This window comes from Metabacillus sp. KJ11-3, from assembly GCF_055808295.1.
This window is the reverse complement of sequence record NZ_CM147865.1, coordinates 825,341-848,960: the sequence shown is the minus strand read 5'-3', so window position 1 is coordinate 848,960 and position 23,620 is coordinate 825,341. Positions and strand designations below refer to the sequence as shown.

The following is a 23,620-nucleotide window of genomic DNA, read 5'->3' as shown; positions in this document are numbered from 1 at the left end:
TTAGAAAAATGTTTTTTTAAGGATTTCTTCTATATAAACTACAACGCTATTAATACCATAACATAAATTTGTTATATTAGTGTACAGGTTTTTTCTACATAAATGATGACATTTTTTCTATCCTAACTAAAAATCTTAACAACTTGCATAGCTAAATAAGCGATGCCCGCACCAATTAACGGTCCTACTGCAACACCATTAAAAAGTGTAACCGCAAGAATTGTACCTAGGACTAAAGCTGTCGTAATATGTGGATCTTCTGCAAGTAGTGTAAGACCGTTTTTGGCAATCAAGGCAACTGCAATACCTGCACCTAAAGCAATCCAGGCATATGATGATTTTAGAGCATCAATTAATTGCTTGAAGCCAATTTCACCTGTTGCAATCGGGACTAATACAGCGATCGTAATGATCGTCACTCCCCAATTAATTCCCTTCGAACCTATTGCAGGTAATAATTTTGCTTCTAAACCTAGCAATTTAATTAGAAGCAAGGCTCCCACTGCAATTAATAATGATTGGTTTTTAGCTATAAATCCAATAGCTAAGAGAATAAATAAAAATAAAGACGCTTGACTAAACATGATGTAAAAACCTCCATAAATTACTTCGATTCATACTATTCCTATATTTTTCATCATTTTATTCATAAATTTAAAGTATAAACAAGCTCCACTTGTAATAAACATGCTATATACCAATTAAATATCTATGAGCTCAACTATTTTGATAGTAGATATTCATATAGCCCATAGAGCTTATCGTATGGGGGGATTGCAAGAGTGAATTTGCAATACGTAAATAGTGTATTAAGGGCTTTGTTTATTTTGGCCATTATCTTTTTGAGCATATCCATTGTTTATTATCTGGCAACACTGACTTATCCTTTTATTATTGCGATTTTAATCAGCATGCTAATTAACCCTATTGTAAATGGAATAGAACGCCTTTTCAGAATACCCAGGGGTTTTGCTGTAATTCTTTCTATCTTGCTCTTAATTTGCATGATAGCGGGTGTTCTTATTCTTTTAGTTGCTGAAATTGTTGCCGGTACGACTTATTTAGCAAAAGTCATACCAGGTCACTTAGATTTATTAGCTCTTTATATTGAAACATTTTTCGTGACTAAAATTATGCCCATCTATAATCAATTAACGTATTTCTTTAATACACTTGAAACAAATCAACAACAATCTATTATTGCAAATATCCAAAATATTGGCGAGCAAGTTGCATCAAGTGTAGGAAACTTCATTAAAAGCTTTTTAGAAAATATACCGGTTATCATTAGTTGGCTTCCTAACACCGCTACCGTCATTATCTTTTCGCTATTAGCCACATTTTTTATTAGCAAAGATTGGTATAAATTTAAATCTACAGTTGCTGTTTTTGTCCCACAGAAAGCAAAATCAAGCGGGAAAACTATTTTTGTGGAATTAAAGAAAGCACTTATTGGCTTTATACGTGCTCAGGCGACTTTGATTTCCATTACGACAGCCATTGTCTTAATTGGACTATTAGTCTTACGTGTTGACTATGCCATCACAATTGCACTTTTAATTGGACTAGTTGATATTCTTCCATATTTAGGTACAGGTTTAGTGTTTGTACCGTGGATTGTTTATCTTTCATTTAGTGATGGATTACCTCTTGCTATAGGGCTGGGGATTCTATATATGATTGTCTTAGTACAAAGACAAATCATGGAACCGAAAGTTCTTTCTTCAAGTATTGGTTTAGATCCTCTGGCTACACTTGTTGCTTTATTTGTTGGGTATAAACTGATAGGTTTTTTAGGATTAATAGCGGGACCCATTGTGTTGGTTGTTTTAAAAACGTTGAAGAGCGCCGGAGTGTATGAAGATTTGTGGCAGTTTATTGCTGGTCATCAAAAAAAATAAAAGAAGCGGGCAGTTCCAATTACATTTCTTTAAGGAACTGTCCCTATTTGTTTAATTGCGTCTAACAAACCAATGATGTCATCTTATAATTGTGAAATGATTTTTATCGATCATTTTTTTAATTACAAATAGGAATAACGGTTTAATTTTGTTCCTTGTGATAGGAATTAATAATAAAAAACCAACTATATCGGAAATAAATCCAGGGGTTAATAGTAATATTCCGCCTATAAGGATACATATCCCATCTATGAGAGCAGCCCCGGGGATTTGACCGAACTGCATTTGCTGCTGAGCATTACGTAATGTCTCCAATCCTTGTCTCTTTGCCAGCCATGCCCCTAAGACACCTGTTAAGATAATAAGTAAAATTGTTGGAATTGTACCGATCGTCCTGCCGGAAACGATAAAGACTCCAATCTCTAAAGCTGGAATAACGATAATGAGTAGCATTAGTAAACGCACACCTTCACCTCTTATCACATCAATTTTGTAGAGAGCTATACTTAATCATATTCGTTTATAGTAAAAAAGAGAAGGAATAAACCCTTCTCTTTTTTTACGTTAACTATTTTCTCTTGTATTAAAGAACGCTAGCATGCCCTTGATAGATGACACCTCTTACAGCATCAACCGTTATATCCTGACCATCTTGTAAAATGTTTGTTGCACCTTCCACTCCTACAATAACAGGAATTCCAAGGCTTAAACCTACTACTGCAGCATGACTTGTTAATCCGCCTTCTTCAGTAATTAGAGCAGACGCCTTTTCAAGTGCTTCCATCATATCGCGGTCAGTACTTTGTGCTACTAGAATTGCACCGTCTGTCATTTTTTCTTTAGCATCTTTTGCTGTACTTGCTACAACTACCTTACCAAAAGAAGTTTTTCTTCCAATACCTTGACCCTTTGCAAGTACATTACCAATAACATGTACTTTCATAAGATTTGTCGTTCCAGACTCTCCAACCGGAACACCAGCCGTAATAACAATTAAATCTCCGTGTGTAACTAACCCACTGTTAATTGCTTGCAAGATTGAGGAGTCTAACATTTCATCTGTTGAAGTTGAGTGATTGCCACTTCTTGGATAAACTCCCCATACTAATGCTAACTTACGTGAAATTGAATCAGAAACTGTCACAGCAATAATTGGTGCCTTTGGACGATATTTAGAGATCATTCTCGCTGTGTGACCACTTTCAGTTGGAGTAACAATAGCAGATACGCCTAAATTTAATGCTGTATAAGCTGTAGATTGTCCAATTGCATCTGTAATGGTTGTTCCTACTTCAGCACTTCGTTTAGAAAGAATTTGTTTGTAATCTAAAGCCTGTTCTGCTCTTGATGCAATGTTATGCATTGTTTTAACCGCTTCCACCGGATAAGAACCCGCAGCAGTTTCTCCAGAAAGCATGATTGCATCAGTGCCATCAAAAATAGCGTTTGCCACATCACTTGCTTCTGCACGTGTAGGTCTTGGGTTACGTTGCATGCTATCAAGCATTTGAGTAGCTGTAATAACAGGTTTTCCTAACGCATTACATTTACGGATTAACTCTTTTTGAACTAATGGCACTTCCTCAGCAGGAATTTCAACACCCAAATCTCCGCGAGCAACCATTAATCCATCGGAAACTTCTAAAATCTCGTCGATGTTGTCAACACCTTCTTGATTCTCAATCTTAGGAATGATTTGAATATGACCTGCATTATGTTCTTCAAGTAACTCACGAATTTCAAGAACATCTGAAGCACGACGAACAAATGATGCAGCGACAAAATCAACATCTTGTTCAATTCCAAACACGATGTCTCTTGCATCTTTTTCAGTGATTCCCGGCAGTTTAACGCTAACACCCGGTACGTTAACACCTTTTTTATTCTTTAATGTACCACTGTTTTTGATTAAGGTTTTAATCTCACCTTTTGCATGATCTAAACTAAGAACTTCAAGTTCAATAAGTCCATCATCAAGTAAAATAGTTGAACCAGTATGTACGTCATCAATTAGTCCTTCATACGTTACAGAGAATTTTTCTGTTGTTCCTACAACTTCTTCCATCGAAACGATGATTTCATTTCCTGCAATCAGTTCAATAGCACCGTTTTCCATTGTATTTGTACGGATCTCTGGACCCTTTGTATCCAATAGAATGGCTACATTTTTATTTAATTTAGCAGATGCTTCTCTAATATTTTTAATTCTGGCACCGTGCTCATCAAAGTCACCATGTGAAAAGTTTAGACGGGCTACATTCATACCAGCTTCCATCAATTCAGATAACTTTTCAATTGCTTCACTAGCTGGACCAATCGTACATACAATCTTTGTTTTACGCATATTGTTTTCCTCCTACCATTTAGCGGATAAAGGAGATAGACACTCTTTCATAGCCTACTCCTTTATCCATTGTTAGTATGGCTATTATCTTATATATATAAAAAACATGTATTTCTGGAAACGATACCACCAGGTTTTTATATGGATAGTTCTTTTGACAATCTGTACATGTTTTCATCAATTGAATGAGGCTGATCAAGAATCTCAAGGATATCGTGGTGAACTAGTTCATTCTTTTGAATACCAACACAGCGTCCACCTTTACCATCTAAGAGTAATTCAACAGCATATGCACCAAGTCTGCTTGCTAATACACGGTCAAATGCAGTTGGTGAACCACCACGTTGAACATGTCCTAATACTGAAACACGTGTTTCAAATGAAGTAGCTTCTTCAATTTTTTTAGCAAAATCCACACCGCTTCCAACACCTTCAGCAACAATAATGATACTGTGTTTTTTACCGCGGTCATGTCCTCTTTTTAATCGCGATACCATTTGATCCATATCATAATCTGCTTCAGGAATTAAAATGGTTTCTGCCCCACCAGCCAAACCTGACCAAAGAGCGATATCACCTGCATGTCTTCCCATAACTTCAATTACATATGTACGTTCATGTGATGTTGCAGTATCACGAATTTTATCTACTGCATCAATTACAGTATTTAGAGCAGTGTCAAAGCCAATTGTAAAATCTGTTCCCGGAATGTCATTATCAATAGTACCTGGCACACCAACACAAGGGAAGCCGTGTTCTGTAAGCTTTTTAGCTCCCATATAAGAACCATCCCCACCGATGACGACCAAGCCTTCGATTCCATGTTTCTTTAATTGTTCAATACCTTTTTTCTGACCTTCAATTGTTTTAAATTCCGGACATCTTGCAGAATATAATTTTGTTCCTCCACGGTGAATGATATCACCAACAGAGCCAAGTTCTAATTTTTCAATTCTACCTTCAATCAATCCAGTGTATCCATTATAGATTCCATAAACTTCAATATCGTGATATATTGCTTTACGAACAACTGCACGGATAGCAGCATTCATACCAGGAGCATCTCCACCACTTGTTAAAACACCTATTTTTTTCAACCTTTCCTCACCCCACTATTTTAAATAGAAATTTTGAATTACTTCAAAAATAACATGAAAATATTGTAGATACAACAAAAGGTCAACTTTTGTCGAATATCCTATTTATGAGCCTTTTTCATTATACAATAAATTATCATTTGTGTTTATTGAATTATGTAATTTTGCAAAATTATTGTCCAACTTTGTCATCGTTGCATCAATAATAGAGTCCGAAAAGAAAACGTGGACCTGTTAAGGCCACACGTTTATCTATTTTACCCCAAGAAGATCGTTTGCAAACGATACTTGACCTATTCTTTTATATTTTTCATAACGATGCTGAATTAGTTTTTCATCACTCATCGTTGAAAGTTGTTTTAATGATTTTGCCAAAACCTCTTCAATATTTTTCGCTTGGAGACCTACGTCTTTATGTGCTCCACCTTTTACTTCTGGGACAATCTCATCTACCACACCTAATTCTTTTAAATCCGGTGCAGTAATCTTCATTGTTTCCGCTGCTTTTTTCGCCAATCCGGCATCCTTCCATAATAGGGCAGCAGCTCCTTCAGGAGAGATCACAGAATAAGTAGAGTTCTCTAACATATGAATATAGTTTCCAACACCTAGCGCTAAAGCCCCACCGCTGCCTCCTTCTCCTATAACGATACAAATAATAGGTACGGAGAGGCCGGCCATTTCAAATAAGTTTTTAGCAATTGCTTCACTTTGCCCTCTTTCCTCAGCAGCCTTACCTGGATAAGCACCCTTTGTGTCAATAAAGCAAATGATGGGACGGTTAAATTTATCTGCTTGTTTCATTAATCTCAACGCTTTACGATATCCTTCAGGATGTGGCATACCAAAATTTCTTTTAATATTTTCCTTTGTATCTTTTCCACGCTGATGTCCGATTACTGTAACAGGGACACCTCTGAATTTAGCAATTCCACTTACAATCGCATCATCATCACCATAAAAACGGTCACCATGACATTCGATAAAATTCGTGAAAATATGTTCAATATAATCCAGTGTAGTTGGACGGTTTGGATGTCTGGCAATTTGAACTCTGTCCCACGGTTTTATATTTGAATAGATTTCATTTTCCAGCTTTTCCAACCGGTCTTCTAACTTTTCAATTTCTGAAGATAAATCAACATCAGACTGGGCTGTAAATTCCTTAAGCTCTTTAATTTTTTCTCTGAGCTCCATGACCGGTTTTTCAAATTCTAATTCACCTACCATGTGATTTCACCTCCCGCTTGATGAATATCAAGAATATTACCAAGTTTTTCTTTTAAATCATGTCGATTAATAACCGCATCTAATTGACCATGCTTCAAGAGAAACTCCGCAGTTTGGAAGTCTTCCGGCAGTTCTTCTCGTATCGTTTGTTCAATAATTCTACGACCTGCAAAACCTATAAGAGCCCCTGGCTCTGCAAAGTTATAATCACCGAGAGAGGCAAAACTTGCTGAAACTCCTCCTGTGGTTGGATGAGTCATGACCGAGATAATTAACCCGCCATTATCACTAAAGAGCTTAAGAGCTGAACTTGTTTTCGCCATCTGCATTAAGCTTAAAACACCTTCTTGCATTCTTGCTCCACCAGAAGCAGTGAAAATAATGATAGGCAATCCCTTTTCATTAGCTGTTTCTATTGCACGGGTGATTTTTTCTCCTACAACAGATCCCATGCTTCCCATTCTGAAGCTTGCATCCATTATGGCAACACTTGTCCTGAACCCGTTGATCGTTCCTTCTCCTGTAACAACCGCTTCATTTTGATTTGTTTTTTGGCGGTCCTTCTCTAATTTTTCTTCATAACCGGGAAAGTTTAATGGATTCTCAGAAATCATTTCTTTATCATATTCAACAAAGCTATTTTCATCTAACAAGCTTGCAATACGCTCTCTAGCATTCATTTGATGGTGGTAGGAACAGTTCATACACACCTTTACATTCTTCATTAATTCTTTTGTGTACATAATTTTTTTACAGCTTGGACATTTTATTACAATTCCTTCCGGAACATCTTGTTTGGCCTGCTCTGAAGGAATTGAGGCATATTTCTTTTTCTTTGGTTTTGGCTTTGTAAATAAATCTTTTAGCAAAACGGTACCTCCCCTATACTTAAGCTGCTACTCTTTTTTTGTTTATTATGTCTATATGATGTTTGTCAATTAATCTAACTGTAACTAATGAAAGACAAGGATGTTGTAGAATTTTGTCTGTTATTATTCGACATTTTCTTTAAGAGATACCGATTCATAAATTCTGTACACTTCCACCTGGTCTTTTTCTATTAAGGCGCTTATTAGCTTTTCACCATTTTTCTTTGTATAATAAATTTCATCATTACCTTTATGAACAAAGTAAACATACTCATTTAATACATTCCATATACGATATAATAGATGGTTATCGGCTAGAACCATTAGCTCCTTCATAAATTCATATCTGCTCATCATACCATCATGAAGTTTTTCCCCTAATAATTTCAGGGTTTGTTCCTCGTCATTTGATATAATTAATAGTAAGGCGTTTCGTTCAAGAAGATCATTCATTTCAATAATATCATCTATTGCCTTTGAGTCCTCTAATATAAACGTTCCGAGCACTTCAATCAAATTATGTTCCCTAAAATCTTTTAAAAAAGTCCCTTCCCCTCTTCGCGTTTCAATCATCCCAAGTAACTCAAGTGCTCTTAATGCTTCGCGAACAGAGGATCTTCCAACCTTTAATTTTTCAGCTAACTCTCGTTCGGAAGGTATTTTATCCCCATAAGAAAGCTGCTTTTCTGCAATAAAAGCCCGGATATAACGAAGAATTTCAATATATACCTTAGATTGAGATGTTGACAATGACGTATCACTCACTTTTATTCAATAATGGCAAGCTGCCTTGTTTTTTCAGCAACTTCCTCAGGATCAACCTTTATTCTTGCCACACCTGTCTCCATTGCAGCTTTTGCCACTGCCGATGCTACAGCTGGTGCTACTCTTGGATCAAAAGGTGCCGGTATGACATAATCAGAATTCAAATCCTTTTCTGATATAAGAGATGCAATAGCCTCGACCGCTGCAATTTTCATTTGCTCATTGATATGTGTTGCTCTGACATCAAGAGCCCCTCTAAAGATTCCTGGAAATGCAAGAACATTATTCACCTGATTAGGAAAATCAGAGCGACCTGTACCAATGACCTTTGCACCAGCCTCTTTTGCCTCCTCGGGCATGATTTCAGGGACTGGATTTGCCATTGCAAAAATAATAGGATTTTCATTCATCGATTGAACCATATCTTTTGTCAATGCACCTTGGACAGAAACCCCTATGAATACATCTGCTCCTTTTATAACATCAGCAAGTGATCCTTCTTTTTGATCCCGGTTGGTATACTTAGCTACTTCTGACTTCACACTATTCATTCCATGGAGTCGATTTTCGTAGATAGCTCCTTTTGTATCACACATGATAATATCTCTGACACCATATCGGTATAAAAGCTTAATGATGGCAATACCAGCAGCTCCTGCACCGTTTGCTACTACACGGATATTTGACATGCTTTTTCCTACTAACTTCAAAGCATTTACAAGTCCTGCTACGGTTACAATCGCCGTACCATGCTGATCATCATGGAAAATTGGTATATTTGTTTCTTTTTTTAGCCTTTCTTCAATGACAAAACAGTTTGGTGCAGCTATATCTTCTAAATTTACTCCGCCGAATGTTGGTTCAAGGAGTTTAACAGTATTGACAATTTGCTCAATATCAGTAGTGTTCAAACAAATTGGAAAAGCATCAACACCTGCAAAGCTTTTAAATAGTACAGCCTTTCCTTCCATTACTGGCAATGCGGCTTCAGGTCCAATATTCCCCAAACCTAACACTGCAGTCCCATCAGAAACGACTGCTACCATGTTTCCTTTCATCGTGTACTCATATACTTTGTTTTTATCATCATAGATATCTTTACACGGTTCTGCTACTCCAGGTGAGTATGCAAGACTTAAATCATGGGCATTCTTAACTGGTATCTTTGATTTTGACTCTAACTTTCCTCTATGAACTCGATGAATATGTAAGGCTTCTTCCCGCAATGACATAATTGAACACTCCCCTGTGAAAGTCATTAAGACATCCTAACATTTGTTGAATCAAACTCAGAAAAATAAAAACGTTTAAGAATAGCAGTTTTTCTTATATTTTATAGATCACAATTTTTCATAAATAATGGTTTGCTATTTAAAAATTGTTATATTCAAATAGCGTTCTTTCTAATTCCTCAAGTGGTCTGACCACCCTTTAATCATTATTAAATAATAACATAAATCACTACTTTGTAAAGTGCAGTTACATGATTAGATACAATGTCATAGGCATATTTTATCTATCACCTTTTCCTTTCATTAACACCACATTATCTTTACCTAACAGTTTCATTAATTCATTTAGACTCGTGTGAGATGCATGAAAAAAGAACTCCTCTGGCAATTGTATGGTTCGTTTCTCATTTTCATAATGAAGGAAAACAGGTGTTTTGCCATGGAAACTTTTGAGCATCTCTTTTACCTGGAAAAGCTTATTTTGTTCAGCACTCTGTTTTTCTATTTTTATGAATAGTTTTTCCTGTTGCGGCAGCTCAGGCAATTCATTTGTATCTATAATTTGTTGAATAATAAATTGTATCTTATCCTGCCGTTTCTCGACCTTACCTCCAAACAAAAACACCAATCCATCCTTTGTTTTCTCACTAAATTTGGTATAAGTTTGCGGAAATAAGACGGCATCAATTTCGCCCGTTTCATCGCCTAGACTTAAAAAAGCCATAACCTCCCCTTTTTTTGTACGGATGGTTCTTACTGCCCCAATCATCCCGCCAATCGAAACTTTACGATCTATTTTTGAGGGTAATTGATCAATTGTAGTTGCTCCTATATCAATTAACTTTTTACGAAAAACCTCAACAGGATGACTAGAAAAATAAAATCCTAAAGATTCTTTTTCATATCTAAGTTTTTCTTCTGTTTTAAATGGCTCTACCTCAATGTATTTGGGCTTTAGGTTAAACTCATCTCCTAAAAATAAATCAAAATGTTGATCATCAGAAGGTGTCATAAGTTCAGCATGCTCAATGGCAACATCTAAACTTGCTAATAATGTGGCTCTATCCACCTCAAATTCATCCATCGCACCTGCAAATATAAGTTGCTCCATTGTACGTCTAGTAATAATTTTCATCGAGACTCTAATACAAAAATCAAATAGGTCTTCAAACGGTTTTTGTTTTCTTGCATGAAAAATTTCCTTAACAGCAGTAACCCCAACATTCTTAATTCCTGATAAACTAAAGCGAATAGCCTTCCTTTCAACAAGAAACGGAAATGCACTTTTATTAATGGAAGGAGGCATGATTGAAATCCCTATTTGCTTCGCTTCCCGAACATATTGAGCAACCTTATCTTCATTTCCATTAACACTTGTTAATAATGCGGTCCAAAAGTATAAAGGGAAATGAGCTTTTAAAAAAGCAAGCTGATAAGCAATCATACTATATGCGACAGCATGGCTCCTATTAAATCCATAATTAGCGAATTTCACAATCAGATCATAGATGGAATTGGCCACTTGAAGGTTATATCCATTTAATTGACAGCCTTTAACAAAATGCTCACGTTCCTTATCAAGTATTTCTTTCTTTTTCTTTCCTACTGCTCTCCTTAATAAATCTGCTTCTCCTAATGAAAAGCCTGCCATAGTGGATGCTATCTCCATAATTTGTTCTTGATAAACGATTACACCATACGTATTCTGCAAAATTGGTTTGAGTGCAGGATGCAGGTATGTTATGTCACTTTTATGATGTTTTCGCTCTATATAAAGCGGGATATTTTCCATTGGACCCGGTCTATACAAAGCATTTACAGCGACAATATCCTCCAGAGTTGTTGGTCCCAAGCGTTTTAAAACACTTCTCATACCATCGGATTCAAGCTGGAATACACCTGTTGTATCCCCTTGTGTTAAGAGCCGGAACGTTTTTTCATCCTGATAAGGCAGGTCTGATAGGTCTAAACCTTTTCCTTCTCCACGTTGAATCAGTGTTATGACATTTTCGATTAAAGACAAGTTTCTTAAACCAAGAAAATCCATCTTTAAGAGGCCCAGATCCTCTAAATAATCCATTGAAAATTGAGTTAAATATACATCTTGCTGTCCTTCCTGAATTGGAACAATATTTGTAAGCGGCTGATCACTTAGGACAACACCTGCCGCATGTGTTGACGTGTGACGTGGAAGTCCTTCAATTTTCAAAGCTGTTTTAAAAATTTGCTTGTATAAATCGCTTTCTGTTATCGCTTTTTGGAGAGTTTCCGATTCTTTATATGCGTCATTCAACGATATCCCGGGGCGTGAGGGAATAAGCTTGGAGAGGACGTCCGTCTCTTTCGGAGAAGCTCCCATCACTCGGCCAACATCCCGAATTGCAGCCTTAGCTGCCAGTGTGCCAAAAGTGATAATTTGAGCAACATGAAGCTTTCCATATTTTTTAGCAACATATGAAATAACTTCATCACGTCTTGTGTCAGGGAAATCAATATCAATATCAGGCATTGAGATACGTTCAGGATTTAAAAACCGCTCAAAGAGCAATCTGTGTTGAATAGGATCCACATCTGTAATTTTTAAGACATATGATACAAGCGATCCGGCAGCTGACCCACGCCCCGGGCCAGTCAGGATCTTATTTTCGTGAGCATACTTCATAAAATCCCATACAATTAAGAAGTAATCACTAAAATTCATTCTTTTAATCACACTCAACTCATACTTTAACCGCTGCTCATATATAGATATAGAATCCTTATTGTTAAAGCGAGATGCTAAACCCTCATAACACAGCTCCTCCAGATAAACATCTGCACTTTGATTTTCAGGAGTTGGAAATGTTGGTAAATGTGAAACACCTAAATCCAAATTCACACAACATCTTTCAGCAATCTTCAGTGTATTTTCAAGAGCATCAGGATAGTCCTCAAATAGTGAGACCATATCATTAGCTGATTTTAAATAGTGCTCCTTAGGCTCCTTAAGGTCCATTTTTTCATCAGAAAGCTTGTCTCCATTTTTTATTGCCTGTAAACACTTATGTGCTAAATAGTCTTCTTTTTCGATATAACAAACGTCATTGATTGCAACAAGAGGACTGTTTGTTTGATTACTTAACTTGACCAAATGCTCAGTTCTATCATCTTCGTTCTTAGATATTAATTGAAAACCTATGTAAAATGACTGTTGTCCAAAAATCGACTGATATTCTTCTACTTTATGGATAGCATCATCGAGGTTCACCACATTTCGTCCGGGGAGGATGGCAATTAACCCCCGTCTATAGCTTTTTAACCAGCGCTTAGGAAGTCCTTCCGGTGACTTTGTTTGTATAGCACTGCTAATCTTGATTAAATTTTGATAACCTTCATTATTCTCAGCTAAGAGAACAAGAGGAATTTGACTATCGTTATCGATTACGTGAATGGATAAGCCCATAATTGGCTTTATGCCATGTTGTTGACATAATTTATAAAAGGCAATGGCGCCATACATGACTTGAAAGTCAGTTAATGCCATCGCTTTGAATTGAAGTTCTTTCGCTTTGCCTACAAGTCTATCTAATCTTGCTGCACTTGTAAGTAAACTGTATGCACTTTTAACTTGGAGATGAACAAAAGGCATCGATATCCCCCTTTCTTATTGAAATCATTCGACCGATATCATACTTAATATTATATTCGTGTATAGGAGGCTGCACAAATAAGAGCTTTTAAAAAGTTAGCACCATTTATTTTGTCATGGCAAACATACTTAAAAATGGTCGTCCATATATATAGAAATAGGAGGTTGATGGACATGGACAAAGAAGCCTTTATGCCGGCTTTTATTCATAGTTATTTTATTGCCTTAGGAGTACTTTTAGGAGGGACCTTGATCGGCGCTATTGGTGCTTTTTTAGCTGGAGAGCCACCATTAACAAAGATGTTTGAATTTGCAAATCGACTAAAAATATGGGCTCTTGTTGCTGCCATAGGCGGAACGTTTGACGCATTTTACAGTTTTGAACGCGGTATTTTCCAAGGTGAAACAAGAGATATTGTGAAGCAGGTACTCTTAATCGTTTCTGCTATGGGAGGAGCACAAACAGGCTGGCTTCTTATTACATGGTTAACTCAGGAGCATCTATCATGAGAATACCTCCACACTATCAGCAGCCTACATGGCAAAGATTTTTGCTGGTGCAGCAATAGGAGCAATTATCAGTTGGGGCGTGTTTCTATTTATTTATGGTGTGAATCAGGAAAAGCACAGTACAATTATAAATGAGCAAAAGCAAATAATTCAAGAATTACAGAACGATAAAAAAATTTATCAGGAAGAATATACAAAGCTGAATAAAGAAGCACAAAAAAAACTAACGATTCAGGAAATAAAGATCCACTTAACAAATGGAGATCGTTACCTTTTTAAAGAATTTAGAATTAAAAATATTGAAAACAGCATAAAAGAAGATTTGAGTGATCTTATTACAAAGGATATTGAGAGTGTTTCTTCAAGTCAACTTTTGATTGAGCGAACAATTGAAAACCGAATCTACGAATTTGATGGAAAAAAATACAAGCTTGAATTAACAAAATTATTGTTACACACCACCCTGTACATCGAAGTCGAAATTTCCTTCCTTGATTAAAATATGTCTATTTTCAATAATTTAAAAATTGAATCGCAATTTCTTATTTTTTTCGATAAAATAGAAGTAGGAAAAACAAGGAATTCATTAAGAAGTCAGTTTACCATTAAAATTGGCTTCTTGAACTCTTAGTTCCTACAATTCATGTTCCATTTGTTCATTCATATCCTACCAATACACCCATACCCTTGTTTTCCAATATTTCTGCACTATAGTCTGGGAAAATATAATATGGAGGGATGAGATATGTATATTTTAAATTCTAAAAAAGTAGCTCTAGAGAAAGTAGAAATCATTAAAAAGGGCTTTTCTGCTTATGTTGAATCAGCTGAACTTGCAGGACTAATAAAAAAAGAATTAAAGAAACTACAACTTGATGTTTACGAAGATGTAACAGAGCTTGGTTTTTGGTTTATTCCGAACAGAGAAAAGTAAGCGCTATTATTTAATTTTCTTCAATAGTCGATTTCCTCAGACTTTGTATGGACCCAACTTTCATCAAAGACGGCAAGACGAAATTTCCCTCATGTTTACGTTCCTCACATAGTGATTATTTGCTATTCATACAGATTTTCATGCAGAGAAAAGGGCTGTTCCTAAGAAAGAACAGCCCTTAGTTTCATCCTGTATGGTCCTGGCATAGCTTTTCTAATTCATGGACTACCTGGTTAGCTTCCTCCCAGCTATATACAGATGCTCCGGAAGCAAGAGGATGTCCGCCGCCATTATATCGTTTTGCTAATCCATTGATCACAAGACTTTTTGCACGAAGTCGAACACGAATTTGTGTCTCCTCCTCCACAAAAAATACCCATGCTTTTACCCCTTCAATATTACCTAAAATCCCTACAAGTTGTGAAGCCTCTGAAGGTGTCACTTCATACTCTTTTAACATTTCTTTTGTGATTTTCATAGATGCCGCGCCTGAAGAGGTTAAAGAAAAGTTTTGTAAGACAAAACCGCTTAATTTAGCCACATTTCTCTTTGTTTTGTATAGCTCATCATAAATTGGTGTTGGTTTAATTCCCACAGAAATTAATGCACTTGCATATTGAAATGTTTTTTCGGTTGTACTCGGAAAAAGGAATCTCCCTGTATCTCCAACAATACCTGTATACAGAAGCTCTGCAGCCTTTTTAGAAAGTTGTAATCCAGCTTCTTTTCCTTCTAAGTATAACTCGTATATCATTTCACTTGTAGCACTTGCTGATGTATCTACCCAAATAATGTCCCCATATTGATCATCGTTTGGATGATGGTCAATTTTAATAAGTTTTTTTCCAGTATGATAACGCTGGTCACTAACTCTTGCCTGATTTGCCGTATCACATACAATCACTAAAGAATCTTGATAAAGTTCATCAGGAACAAGATCCATTTTATAAAGAAACTCTAATGATGGTTCAGTTTCTCCAACAACATAAATCTTCTTGTCCGGATACGATGCTTTTAAAATCTCCGACAATCCACATTGTGAACCGTAAGCATCTGGATCTGGACGAACATGGCGATGAATAATAATGGAATCATGAGTGCGAATTTCTTCTAAAATTTGTTGTTTCATTACGTTCTCCTTTTTACCTTTTATAAAGTTATTAAATCACAATTTTCCGGAATTAAAAAGAATGATTGATTGACTTGTTCATTTTTTACCCTGTTTTTATTTGGGACATGGTAAAATAGATTCGTAAAAGTTTGATAGTTGAACCTTATGGAGGTTTTGAAAATGCCAGTTTTAGTTGTTCTTATTATTTTCGCTTTAGCTTTTTATGTTTATTATAAGATCAAATCTTATCGCTCAAATAAGCCAATTGAAAAGCGTTGGATTTCCGCAAAATCAAGCATTGCTTTGGGCTTATTTGTAGCATTTTTCGGAATGAACCAGCTCTTTCTCTATCGCTCTACATTGTCCTTTGTGATAGGAGCGATCTTCCTTCTAATCGGCTTTGCAAGTGCCTGGACAGGCTATCGTGCTTACAAACACTATTTACCACAGGTGTTAAGCGAAGTGAAACAAAATTAAAAGCGCAAGCGCCTTGATCAGTTCTCGGGCAAATAAAGCGATTTGGAATAGAAGGCACGTTCTTTGCCTTCAATTCCAAATCGACTAGACCCTAGAGGGGCTAGGCGCTGGCAGTCTAACTACGCGACGTCAATCTCCACGACTGCACTTGCACGTCCTGTGCTTCGGAGCTAGACACCCACTCTAAGTACAAAATTTTATACTTTCTTACCCGTTAAAAAAGAGGTGTGTGTCTTTTGACTTTTTAAGAGTCCAAGACAAATACACCTCTTTTTCTATCTTTCAATTAACTGGACCATTAACATTGCCTTCCCAACAACTACACCATTACTAAACGCTTCAACATCAATCTTTCCAAACTTTCGCCCAACTTCAAGAATTTTCGGATGTATTTCAAGCATTGATTCCATTTGTACAGGCTTAATGAAGTAGATCGTAATATTCTCAACAACAATGTCACCCTTTTTCTGCGCTCTTAAAAACCGATTTACCGATTCCGTTACAAGGGTTGTAAAGACACCGTATGAAATGGTACCTAAGTGGTTCGTCATTTGAGGACTGACTTCACAACGAAAAATGCTGCTTCGTTTTGCCTCATCATCTATTGTTACGAACTGATTTGTCACAATATCATCAAGTTTTTCTCCAATTTGCGGCTGTCTTTGAATGACCTGAAGAGCTTTTAAAACATCTTGTCGGCTAATGATTCCTTGAAGTCGGTTTTGCTGGTCAACAACCGGGAGAAGTTCAATCCCTTCCCACACCATCATTTGCGCTGCAGAAGCAACAGACGTTTTCCCTATAACTGTAATTGGACTCTTTGTCATGACTTTTTCAATTAAGGTCGAATGATCATTCCCCATGATATCTTTTGACGTCACAATACCCTGCACTTTAAGGTTTTGATCTATAACCGGAAAGCGTCCATGTCCTGTTTCATAATTATGTTGATACCATGTGGCAATCGTATCAGATGTATATAAACAAATTGTTTTATCGACCGGAGTTAAAATATCTTCAACTTGAACAATTTCTTTTTTGATTAACTGATCATAAATCGCTCTGTTGATCATAGCTCCTACTGTGAATGTGTCATAACTTGTTGAAATAATCGGTAATTCAAGTTCATCTGCGAGTTTTTTCACACTATCTTCAGTATCAAACCCGCCTGTAATGAGTACAGCTGCACCGGCTTCAAGTGCATATTGGTGAGCAGTTGTTCTATTTCCAACAATAAGTAGGTTACCAGCTCCTGTATACCTCATCATCGCATCAAGTTTCATGGCACCTATAACAAATTTGTTTAATGTCTTATGTAGGCCTGCTCGTCCACCTAAAACTTGTCCCTCAACAATATTAACAACCTCTGCATATGTTAACTTTTCAAAATTTTCTTTTTTCTTTGTTTCAATCCTAATTGTCCCTACACGTTCGATTGTACTTACATACCCTTTATTTTCAGCTTCTTTTATAGCGCGATATGCTGTTCCCTCGCTAACATTAATATCTTTCGCAATTTGCCTAACAGAAATTTTTTCTCCTACTGGCAGTGAAGTTATATGCTGTAATATTTGCTCGTGCTTCGTAGCCAAGCTGCATCACCCTTTTTCTATTTGTGCATCTATCTGCAAACATAACTCTTAAGAGAGTTGTTGTCTAAACAAACGTGTCCACTTATATTATAAGGGTGATAATAGCTTATATCAACGCAACGTTTGGCGTTGTCTTTTTCTTTGCAGTGACTCTTTATATGCTTTTACTTGTCTTGCAGAAGCTTGCTGCTTTGGACGATATAAGAACTGCGCAAAATTCCCGCCTATGACAAAGATCGCAAGACATAACCAACTTAATACAAACACAGTCTGCATCTTATCACCTGTTAATGCGATATTTTGCAGTCCAAAATAAAGCATCACTAATGCCAAAAATGCATAAATCAAACTTTTCATTTCAACCACCCTTTCACATCCATAACTTTATTAATAATTGTATGCATGTACAATGTAGAAAAGAAGCTTTGGAGAGTAGAAATTAAAGTTTACATAACGCGTCATCATCCTTTATTAAGTAAAGGCTATTGTTGCATACTTTATTGTTTTTTTAAAGTACTATCTAAGGTTAAAATTCGTTCCATTGCGCTTCAGGCACTCCATGCGCCGGGGAGGAAGCTGAGCCTCGGCTTGCCTCTCTGGGTCTCAGCCTTTCTCCTACCTCCCGCAGGTGTCTAAGTGTCTTCCGCTCCATTTCACTATAGAAGTTATAATCATATTCATAGCTTCAATCTTTGCGAAAACAGCATAAAGCAAAAAAGAATTGACACATCACCATGATGCGTCAATTCTTTTTACACACGATATGATTCACCGACTTTTAAAGGCAGGCCGACACTTTCAGGGAGCAATTGAGAAAATTTTATAGGGTCTTGTTTAATATGAGGGAACGTGTCGTAATGAATTGGAACGACTTTTTTCGCCTTCAACCATTTTGCAGCATCTTTTGCATCATCAGGTCCCATTGTTAGATTATCCCCAATCGGCAGAAACGCAATATCTATTTCATGGCGTTCACCTATCATTTTCATATCCGAAAACAATGCCGTATCACCCGCATGATAAAGTGTTTTGCCCTCAGCTGTAATTAAAACTCCTGATGGCATTCCTGTATAAACAACTGTTCCATCTTCTTCCTGATAGCTCGACCCATGAAAAGCCTGGGTAAGCTTTACGGTTCCAAAATCAAATTGATAGGCACCACCTAGGTTCATAGGATGAATGTCTATACCATTCTTACCTATGTAAACAGCCAGTTCATATGGAGCAATGACCAATGCTTTGTTTTTTTGGGCTATTTCAACTGTATCACCAACATGGTCATTATGACCATGTGTAAGGATAATAACATCAGCCTTTACCTGATCAACAGTTAAATCAGTTAAAGAGTTGCCTTTGATAAACGGATCAATAATAATGTTTTTGTTCTTACTCATCACTTGTACAACAGAATGACCATGGTATGAAACTTGCAAACTATTCACCGCTTTCTTTGTAATATAACTTGATAAATTAAAGGAACGTATCTATTCTATATCAACCTTATAAAATTTTACCCACTATCCGCTATCGTTTAAACCTTTTCTCTCCTCTTACCACTATTACAAGTGGAATCGATGGATGACGTTTGCTCCGCCAGTCACTTCAATAATTGACCCGGTGATCAAATCTGAATTTTCATCACATATAAAAGCGACAGTTCTTGCAATATCTTCTCCAGTTCCTGACCGTCCGATCGGTGTTTTTGATTGACTTTCACTTATTTTTCTCGATTGTTCGATCGTTGCTTCTTTCATTTCCCCAATTATATTACCAGGACAAATCATATTGGCCGTGATTCCATGTTCAGCTTCTTCGATACTAATTGATTTTGTTAAAGAAACTAATCCCACCTTTGCTGCACTATAAGCAGAACGATGCAGCCAACCTGGTGATGATTCAGCGCCTTGGAAACCATATGTAACAATTCTTCCATACTTTTGTTTTCTCATGATGGGAACAACCTTTTTAAATAAATGAAAAACAGAGCTTAAATTTCCTTCAATCATTTGATACCATTCATCATCAGTATAGTCCGCAAGCTTTTTTCTTTCAAATATATAAGGACCTGCATTATTTATTAAACAATCTAGTCTTCCAAAACGTTCAAGTGATACATCGATCATATTTGATAAATCTTCTTTCTTTGTAACATCACCTTGAACAAATAAAATACGATCAAGAAGATGAGAGTAATTCCCTTTGAACTCATTTACTGCTTCTATATCATTTCGGTAATTGACAGTGACGGAATAACCCCTTTTCAGGAATTCTTCTGTCACTTTCTTTCCTAACCCTTTTGATCCTGCAGTAATAAGGGCATGTCTCACGATATCATTTCCTCCCCATAAAGCTTGTCTTATTCTATATATCTTTATTTGATCTGTTTCATGAATATTCCTTCATTTGTTATGTTTATATTCATATAAGGTGTTATTATAACAATAAACGAAAATATAAATTGTTTCTATTTTTATTGCTCGGTTTGGAAATTTAATTATGGGGAAATTGAAGGCAAAAAAAGCTGACTAAAAAAGTAAGCCAGCAGTTTTCTTTATGAATCTCTTCTTAATCTAAAATGCTCTTGGAGAAAATTTGGATCATATTGTTGTTCAACAACTCCACTTGAATAGGAATCTGTTAGTTGTTGCATTGTTTCTTGTTCACCCAAGTGGTCATAATAATAGGTTTGTCTAGTTACTCGTTTCTCTTTCAAAATAAAACAGCTCCTTATTTTCAGTATACGAACATTAGTGTCTCTGAAAATAAAGAGGTTATACGATGATTTTATTAAGATAGTGTTGCTTTTGCTTTTTCAAGTGCTTTCTTTACAACTTCAAAGCCAGTCCCACCAGCACTCATTCTTTTTCGTACAGCTTCATAAGGATTGATCATCTCATAAATATCCTTTTCAAAAAGATTTGACGCTTTTTGATAGTCTTCAAACGGCAGATCCTTTAAATAAATTCCTGACTGGATACATTGATAAACCAAAGTACCAACGACTTCATGTGCTTCTCTGAATGGCATTCCCTTTGTTGAAAGGTAGTCTGCTAATTCAGTTGCATTTGAGAAATCTTCTGACGTTGCCTTTTCCATTTTTTCTTTATTCACTTTTAATGTATCAACCATTCCGATAAAGATTTGTAAGCTGCCCTCAATTGTTTTAACTGTATCAAACATACCTTCTTTATCTTCTTGAAGATCTTTGTTGTAAGCAAGCGGAAGTCCCTTTAGAATCGTTAATAGAGACATTAAATTACCGTAGACTCTTCCTGTTTTCCCTCTAATTAACTCTGCCATATCAGGATTTTTCTTTTGCGGCATGATACTGCTTCCGGTAGCATACGTATCATCAAGCTCAATAAATTGGAATTCCTGAGAGCACCACAAAATGATTTCTTCACAAAAACGAGATAAATGCATCATCATAAGAGAGCTGTTGCTTAGAAATTCAATGATAAAGTCGCGATCACTAACACCATCAAGACTATTTTCATAAATACCGTCAAAATCAAGCTTTTGTGCTGTATATTCACGGTCTATAGGAAATGTAGTCCCTGCAAGCGCAGCACTTCCTAGTGGGGATATATTAATCCGCTTTAAGGATTCTGTAAATCTTTGTTTATCACGGTCCAACATCCAAAAATAAGCCATTAAATGATGGGCAAATGAGATTGGCTGAGCTCTTTGAAGATGTGTATAACCAGGCAGAATTGTTTCTACATTTTCTTCCGCCTTTTCAATCAGGGATTTTTGAAGACCCTCAATAAGCTCAACGACCATTGTAACATGCTTACGTAAATATAAATGCATATCAGTTGCAACCTGATCATTACGGCTTCTACCTGTATGTAGTTTACCTCCAACAGGACCGATTTCATCAATTAACATTTTTTCAATATTTAGATGAATATCTTCATAGTTAACGGAAAAAGTAAGCTCGTTCTTTTTGGCTTTTTCTAATAGAGTTGTTAAGCCAATTGTAATCTGCTCTGCTTCTTCTTTGCTGATAATCCCACACTTGCCTAACATATCAACATGTGCAAGACTGCCAGTGATGTCTTCCTCAACTAATTCCTGATCAAAATGGATGGATGCGCCGAACTCATCCACCCATTGTTCAGGGGTTTTTGGAAGCGTCCACCCCAAAGCTTTTTCATACTTCCACCTTCTTGTTTTTCACCATGCTGTTAACTTTTGTTGGTAATCCGAATAATTCAATAAATCCGATTGCTGCATTGTGATCGAATGCATCATCTTTTGTATATGTTGCAAGCTTTTCATCATATAGAGAATACTCTGATTTTCTTCCTTCTACAATTGCATGACCTTTAAATAATTTTACTCTAACTGTACCAGTAACATATTTTTGCGTTTCTTTTAAGAATGCATGCAGGGCAGGTTTTAATGGTGAGAACCATAAACCGTTGTAGATAAGCTCAGCGAGTTTTTGCTCAATAACTGGTTTAAAGTGAGCTACTTCTTTTACAAGTGTTAAATCTTCAAGTTCTTTATGTGCTTTAATTAACGTCATTGCACCCGGACATTCGTAAACTTCACGTGATTTAATACCGACAAGTCTGTTTTCAACATGGTCAATACGTCCAACACCATGCTTACCGGCAATTTCATTTAACGTTAAAATAAGCTCATGTAAAGGATATGCCTTACCATTGATCTTAACTGGAACACCTTGTTCAAAGTCAATTTCAATCATTTCCGCTTGATCAGGAGTTTTTTCTAATGGTGTTGTTAAATCGTATGCTCCTTCTGGCGGCGCAGCCCATGGATCTTCTAAAATACCACACTCATTACTTCTTCCCCACAGGTTTTGGTCGATTGAATATGGGCTATCTAAATTGATCGGAATCGGAATACCGTGCTTAGAAGCATATTCAATTTCCTCCTCACGTGACCAACCCCATTCTCTAACTGGAGCAAGTACTTCAAGTTCCGGATTTAAAGCTTTAATTGAAACTTCAAAACGTACTTGGTCGTTTCCTTTTCCAGTACAACCATGAGCAACTGCAACTGCGTTTTCTTTCTCTGCGATTTCCACAAGCTTCTTTGCGATTAATGGACGTGAAAGTGCAGATACTAATGGATATTTTCCTTCATATAATGTATGTGCTTGTAGTGCTACTAACGCAAAGTCATTTGCAAATTCTTCTTTAGCATCAATCATATATGATTCAACTGCACCTACTTGAAGAGCTTTTTGTTGTACAAATGCAGTATCTTTTCCTTCACCTACATCTAGACATGCCGCAACAACATCGTATCCTTGTTCTTGTAACCATTTAATTGCAACAGAGGTATCTAATCCTCCGGAATATGCTAAAACTACCTTTTTCATCTATTTGTTCCTCCTCGGTTGTATAAAAATGAATATGTGTTTATAAAAATACATCTCTTGTATAGGTACCACTTTACCAACTGTTTCCCTATTTCGTCAATAGAAAAATTGTATATTTTTGCAGATTCTTTGTATAAAAATTAAATTTTATAATATTTTATTCATTTTTCTCCTTTTTGTGATGGTAGATGAATGATTGGAGTTATTGTAAAATAAGGAAAGAGCAGAATGGAGGAAGATTAATTGAGCGATTACTTTGCCTATGATCATAGACTTAAAATAAAGGTCCCACACTTAACAAAATCATGGACGCACTATAACCTTCAGACTCAAAATAAAATATTAACCGAATGGGAAACAATTCGAGGGAGCATTCCAGATCGAATCGGGGAGCTTGAGGCAGAAATAAATAAAAAGCAGGAAGCATTGAACATCGAAGAGGATTTTAATCGATCCTGTAAATTAAATCATGAAATTTCCGAGCTCGCTTCTATTATCAATGATTTATGGATTTGGTTTCGAACAACACAGCATATCTCAAAGGCTAAAATACATAATGAATGACGAAGTTCAG

General features: G+C 36.3%; 22 protein-coding genes and 1 pseudogene. 6 read left to right on the top strand and 17 right to left on the bottom strand.

From position 1 onward, the window contains the following. Positions 1-122: 122 nt before the first annotated feature. Positions 123-584: a DUF441 domain-containing protein gene (locus AC0L8O_RS04375; RefSeq protein WP_473446753.1), complete on the bottom strand. Its 462-nt coding sequence runs from the start codon at positions 582-584 to the stop codon at positions 123-125. A 198-nt stretch (positions 585-782) separates the two neighbouring features. Between AC0L8O_RS04375 and ytvI the strand changes: the two genes are divergently transcribed. Further along, positions 783-1,901: a sporulation integral membrane protein YtvI gene (gene ytvI / locus AC0L8O_RS04370; RefSeq protein ID WP_473446751.1), complete on the top strand. Its 1,119-nt coding sequence runs from the start codon at positions 783-785 to the stop codon at positions 1,899-1,901. Positions 1,902-1,979: 78 nt separating this feature from the next. Here the strand turns inward: ytvI and AC0L8O_RS04365 are convergent, their stop codons facing one another. From AC0L8O_RS04365 to dnaE, 8 genes are all read right to left on the bottom strand, one after another. Further along, positions 1,980-2,366: an FxsA family protein gene (locus AC0L8O_RS04365; RefSeq protein ID WP_473446750.1), complete on the bottom strand. Its 387-nt coding sequence runs from the start codon at positions 2,364-2,366 to the stop codon at positions 1,980-1,982. Positions 2,367-2,484: 118 nt separating this feature from the next. Continuing rightward, positions 2,485-4,245, bottom strand: a complete 1,761-nt coding sequence (gene pyk, locus AC0L8O_RS04360; protein ID WP_473446749.1) for a pyruvate kinase — start codon at positions 4,243-4,245, stop codon at positions 2,485-2,487. A 137-nt stretch (positions 4,246-4,382) separates the two neighbouring features. Further along, on the bottom strand, positions 4,383-5,342 hold the full coding sequence (pfkA, locus tag AC0L8O_RS04355) for a 6-phosphofructokinase (RefSeq protein WP_473446748.1): 960 nt from the start codon (positions 5,340-5,342) through the stop codon (positions 4,383-4,385). Positions 5,343-5,594: 252 nt separating this feature from the next. Further along, entirely contained in the window at positions 5,595-6,572 is a 978-nt protein-coding gene (gene accA / locus AC0L8O_RS04350) for an acetyl-CoA carboxylase carboxyl transferase subunit alpha (RefSeq protein ID WP_026560827.1), read from the bottom strand. After that, the gene (gene accD / locus AC0L8O_RS04345) at positions 6,566-7,441 is read right to left on the bottom strand and encodes an acetyl-CoA carboxylase, carboxyltransferase subunit beta (protein ID WP_026560826.1); all 876 of its coding nucleotides are present in this window, start codon (positions 7,439-7,441) and stop codon (positions 6,566-6,568) included. Before accD ends, accA begins: the two co-directional genes overlap by 7 nt. 123 nt (positions 7,442-7,564) lie before the next feature. Further along, positions 7,565-8,191 (bottom strand): FadR/GntR family transcriptional regulator, encoded by a 627-nt coding sequence (locus AC0L8O_RS04340; RefSeq protein WP_473446746.1) that lies wholly within the window; start codon positions 8,189-8,191, stop codon positions 7,565-7,567. Positions 8,192-8,208: 17 nt separating this feature from the next. Then, the gene (ystJ, locus tag AC0L8O_RS04335; protein WP_473446745.1) at positions 8,209-9,438 is read right to left on the bottom strand and encodes an NADP-dependent malic enzyme; all 1,230 of its coding nucleotides are present in this window, start codon (positions 9,436-9,438) and stop codon (positions 8,209-8,211) included. Between the two features lie 280 nt (positions 9,439-9,718). Continuing rightward, entirely contained in the window at positions 9,719-13,066 is a 3,348-nt protein-coding gene (gene dnaE, locus AC0L8O_RS04330; protein WP_473446744.1) for a DNA polymerase III subunit alpha, read from the bottom strand. 174 nt (positions 13,067-13,240) lie between these two features. Between dnaE and ytrH the strand changes: the two genes are divergently transcribed. The 3 genes from ytrH to AC0L8O_RS04315 all read left to right on the top strand — a co-directional run bounded on the left by ytrH (position 13,241) and on the right by AC0L8O_RS04315 (position 14,510). Then, complete coding sequence (gene ytrH, locus AC0L8O_RS04325) at positions 13,241-13,576, top strand: sporulation membrane protein YtrH (protein ID WP_026560822.1); 336 nt, start codon at positions 13,241-13,243, stop codon at positions 13,574-13,576. A 28-nt stretch (positions 13,577-13,604) separates the two neighbouring features. Next, positions 13,605-14,075, top strand: a complete 471-nt coding sequence (gene ytrI, locus AC0L8O_RS04320) for a sporulation membrane protein YtrI (RefSeq protein WP_473446743.1) — start codon at positions 13,605-13,607, stop codon at positions 14,073-14,075. 246 nt (positions 14,076-14,321) lie between these two features. Further along, a complete protein-coding gene (locus AC0L8O_RS04315) occupies positions 14,322-14,510 on the top strand; it encodes a YtzJ family protein (RefSeq protein ID WP_026560820.1) in 189 nt (62 codons plus the stop codon). A 184-nt stretch (positions 14,511-14,694) separates the two neighbouring features. Here the strand turns inward: AC0L8O_RS04315 and AC0L8O_RS04310 are convergent, their stop codons facing one another. After that, positions 14,695-15,639 carry a DHH family phosphoesterase gene (locus tag AC0L8O_RS04310; RefSeq protein WP_473446742.1) on the bottom strand — a complete coding sequence of 315 codons (945 nt, stop codon included), beginning with the start codon at positions 15,637-15,639 and terminating at the stop codon, positions 14,695-14,697. A 162-nt stretch (positions 15,640-15,801) separates the two neighbouring features. Between AC0L8O_RS04310 and AC0L8O_RS04305 the strand changes: the two genes are divergently transcribed. Beyond that, complete coding sequence (locus tag AC0L8O_RS04305) at positions 15,802-16,098, top strand: YtpI family protein (protein WP_473446741.1); 297 nt, start codon at positions 15,802-15,804, stop codon at positions 16,096-16,098. Positions 16,099-16,373: 275 nt separating this feature from the next. Here AC0L8O_RS04305 and AC0L8O_RS04300 read toward each other — a convergent pair whose 3' ends face one another. From AC0L8O_RS04300 to AC0L8O_RS04270, 7 genes and pseudogenes are all read right to left on the bottom strand, one after another. Continuing rightward, the gene (locus AC0L8O_RS04300) at positions 16,374-17,690 is read right to left on the bottom strand and encodes a DRTGG domain-containing protein (RefSeq protein WP_473446740.1); all 1,317 of its coding nucleotides are present in this window, start codon (positions 17,688-17,690) and stop codon (positions 16,374-16,376) included. A gap of 111 nt (positions 17,691-17,801) precedes the next feature. Then, entirely contained in the window at positions 17,802-18,047 is a 246-nt protein-coding gene (locus AC0L8O_RS04295; protein WP_226528529.1) for a hypothetical protein, read from the bottom strand. Between the two features lie 395 nt (positions 18,048-18,442). Then, positions 18,443-19,123, bottom strand: coding sequence for a metal-dependent hydrolase (locus AC0L8O_RS04290; protein WP_473446739.1), 681 nt, complete (start codon positions 19,121-19,123; stop codon positions 18,443-18,445). 126 nt (positions 19,124-19,249) lie between these two features. Continuing rightward, a complete protein-coding gene (locus AC0L8O_RS04285; protein WP_473446738.1) occupies positions 19,250-20,017 on the bottom strand; it encodes an SDR family oxidoreductase in 768 nt (255 codons plus the stop codon). A gap of 224 nt (positions 20,018-20,241) precedes the next feature. Then, on the bottom strand, positions 20,242-20,403 hold the full coding sequence (locus AC0L8O_RS04280) for a hypothetical protein (protein WP_156931970.1): 162 nt from the start codon (positions 20,401-20,403) through the stop codon (positions 20,242-20,244). 74 nt (positions 20,404-20,477) lie between these two features. Beyond that, positions 20,478-21,850: pseudogene (gene argH, locus AC0L8O_RS04275) on the bottom strand (argininosuccinate lyase). Beyond that, complete coding sequence (locus AC0L8O_RS04270; RefSeq protein ID WP_026560812.1) at positions 21,847-23,046, bottom strand: argininosuccinate synthase; 1,200 nt, start codon at positions 23,044-23,046, stop codon at positions 21,847-21,849. The pseudogene argH and the gene AC0L8O_RS04270 overlap by 4 nt, the downstream one beginning before the upstream one ends. Before the next feature lie 243 nt (positions 23,047-23,289). Between AC0L8O_RS04270 and AC0L8O_RS04265 the strand changes: the two genes are divergently transcribed. Next, positions 23,290-23,610 (top strand): hypothetical protein, encoded by a 321-nt coding sequence (locus tag AC0L8O_RS04265; protein ID WP_473446737.1) that lies wholly within the window; start codon positions 23,290-23,292, stop codon positions 23,608-23,610. Positions 23,611-23,620: the final 10 nt, after the last annotated feature.